Genomic DNA, 3249 nt, shown 5'->3' with positions numbered 1-3249 from the left:
TGCCAGTGGCATTGCTGGCGGCGATAACGCCGGTTTGGCCGGTGGCGCTGGGGCGGAACCAGAATTCGAGCGTATGGCTGGCGTTCAGGCCGGGGATCGCCGCGCCGCGCGCGCTATCGTTGCTGACGAAGCTGAGCGCGAAGTTGCTGATCGGCACGGGAGTATTGGTTGCCGTCGCGGTTGGTGATGGCGTATTCGTTGCGGTGGGTGTCGGCGACGGGCCAGCAGTCGCGGTTGCCGTCGGCGTCGGCGATGGGCCAGCAGTCGCGGTTGCCGTCGGTTCTGTCGAAGCGGCTAATGTAACGATCGCATATCCCATCACTTCACGCGCATTGAATACCTGCACCAATGCACTGGCATCGGTGCTGAGACCGGTGATGGTAAAGGTAATGCTCTTCACTCCTGCTGGAGCACCTGCCGGGAGACGCAACAGCAAGGCGCTACGGGCGACACCGCCAGAGAGTGCATCAGTCACGGCGGCAGGATCAACCGCGAGGTTCGCCCCACTGCCAAAGCCACTCACTGCGCCGGCGCTCAGCGCATTGGTTGGGATGCTCGGTGGCAGCGTGATTAACACACTGCCTCCTACCGAGGTCGCATCCGTAGTAAAGTTCAGCGTATAGCTGGTACCAGTCTGAGCAACGCTAACGTTCAGCGGTGTGCCGGGAGTCATGGCGGCCAGCGCAAAGCGGCGCGAATTGGGCCGAGTGCTAGTCGTGTAATAGAGCCGGTACGACGGCCCTTCCTTCAACGTGCGCACGGCCCACACTTCATCAGGCGAACCCACGTTGATCGGATCCATTGTGCCTGTCCATACCGGTGTATTCGGTACGGCGCGAGTCCAGTTGCGGCCATCAGTTGAGACCAGATAGCCAGTGGTGTAGCCACTGCTATAGCCATTGGCCTCAAACCACATCCGGTAAATCGCGCCGTCTTTGATCACCATCGGCACGCCAGCGTTGTTGTCGTCAAAGTTGCCAAAGGGCGCGGGCTGCACGACCGAGCCGTCGCTGAAGGTTGCGATCCTCGTCCAGTTGATCCCATCTGGAGAGACGGCGTAGCCAATGCGGAAGAGGTAACTGCTTACATTATTCACACCCTCAAACCACATCCGGTGGCAGACGCCGCTCGTGCGCCCGTTCTCGCAGGGTGCGATCGGTGACGCTTCATCAACGAGTACGGCTGGTGCAACAACATATGTGGCATCAAACTGGTTGGTTTGCCCTGACGCGCGGATCATTGCGCCGCCGGCCAATGGGCCGGGCACGCGCGTCCACGCGATTCCATCGGTTGACTCGGCCATTCCTAAGCCATCGATCATCCCTGATGATGCAAACCCGCTGTAGTACATCCGAAAGCCATCGCCATAGCGGATAACATGCATCGTCGTTACGCCAAGGCTATCGAAGCTGCCGGCTACACCGGAGCCAACAAACACTGCGCCGCCGGTGAGCGGGCCGGGCACCCGTGTCCACGCGATGCCATCGGGTGAAACGGCATAGCCAATCCGCCGGATCCCATCACTTACACCGACATACCACATCCGGTAGCAGACGCCGCTCGTGCGTTCGTTCTCGCAGGGCCGCAGCGCCGACGCTTCATCAAACACAACGCTCGGTGGGAAAATTTCATCGGTATCGAAGCTGGTGCCGCCGCCTCCGCAGGCGCTGCCTGCGACGCCAAAGATTGCTCCGCTGGCACATGAGCCGGCGACGAAGCTCCAAGGCTGATTGTTGCCGCTCGGCGGCGGGGTTGGCGTAGGTGTGGCAGTATTCGTTGGCGCTGGGGTTGGCGAATTGATCGGTGTTGGGGTTGCCGTTGGTGGCATTGGGGTTGCAGTCGGCGTAGGGAAGATGCCGGTGCCGGTGATTGTCACTGTTGCATATTCCAACACCTCGCGGCTGTCGAAAGTCTGCACCAGCACGGTGGTGTCCGCCGCGGGCGGGGAGGCAAGGGCAAACGAAATGCTCTTAGGGCCGGGCGCGGCGGCCTCGCTCAGCCGGACGAGCAACGCGCCGCGGGCGTCGCCTCCCGCTTCGGCGTCGGTCAAGATGCCATTTTCCACGGTCAACGTTGCCCCAGCGCCAAATCCGCTCAGGTCAACCGCACTGACATCGGCGATAGCCACTGCCGCCGGCAGCGTGATTAAGACATACCCGTCTGCCGGAATGGTCGCCGCAGTCGTAAAAGTCACGGTGTAGACATTGCTCACCCCGCTCAGGCCGACCGCGCTCAGCGGCGTGCCCGGCGTCACCGCGGCCAAGCCGACCCGGCGCGAGTTCTCGCGGGTAGTGTGGTTATACCACATCCGGTAGCCCAACTCCTCTTTCAGCACGAACGGGCTCCAGACATTGTCGGGGCTGAGGGTGCCGGGGTCGTCGCTGCCGCTCCAAACGGCATTGTTAGGAACGGGACGCACCCAGTTGACGCCGTCGAGCGAGACGACGTGCCCAATGCGGTGAGCGCCGCTGCTGTCTTGGGCGCTGTACCACATCCGGTAGCGGAGGCCGTCTTTGACCACGGCGGCGATGGCTGAGTTTTGGGCATCGAAGGTGCCGGTGGGGCCTTGGCCAATCACGCTGCCATTGGTGCCGGGGCCGGGGACGCGGGTCCAATTCAGGCCGTCGGGGGAGAGGGCGTAGCCGATGAAGAAGCGGTTGCTGCTATCGATGCCCTGATACCACATCCGGTAGCAGAGGCCGCTGGTGCGGCCGCCTTCGCAGGGGGCGAGGGTCGAGGCGGCATCGCGGATGACGCGGGAGGCGGCGATAATGGATTGGTCGAAGGCGCCGGCAATGCCAGCGGGCCGGAGCACGGCGTTGCCGGTGAGCGGGCCGGGGATGCGGGTCCAGTTAACGCCATCGGTGGAAGAAGCGAGACCGATGGCGAAGGTGCTGCCGTTGCCGCCGGTGTACCACATCAGATAGCCGGTGTTGGTACGGATGACCGACGGAAAGGAGGTATTGGCGCTGTCAAAATTGCCAGCGGGGCCGGGCCCAAGCACGCTGCCGCTGGGGCCGGGGCCAACGACGCGGCTCCACGTGACGCCGTTGGGGGAGAGGGCGAGGCCAATCCGGCGGACGCCAAAAGCATCGAAGCCAGAGTACCACATCCGGTAGCAGAGGCCGCTGGTGCGGCCGCCTTCGCAGGGGGCGGCGGGCGAGGCCGCGTCGCGAATGAGCGCGTGACCGTAGACTTGGGTAGTGTCAAAGCCGGTGCCGCTGCCGCCGCAGCCATCGCCGGCAAGGC

General features: G+C 63.5%; 1 protein-coding gene. It reads right to left on the bottom strand.

The features are described 5' to 3' along the window. On the bottom strand, nt 1-3249 hold a 3249-nt coding region (locus tag U9R81_RS09215; protein ID WP_322495186.1), incomplete at both ends, for a hypothetical protein.

Source organism: Chloroflexus sp. (genome assembly GCF_034435895.1).
Classification (GTDB): domain Bacteria; phylum Chloroflexota; class Chloroflexia; order Chloroflexales; family Chloroflexaceae; genus Chloroflexus.
The sequence above is the reverse complement of the archived record's forward strand: the minus strand, read 5'-3'. Positions and strand labels throughout refer to the sequence as shown.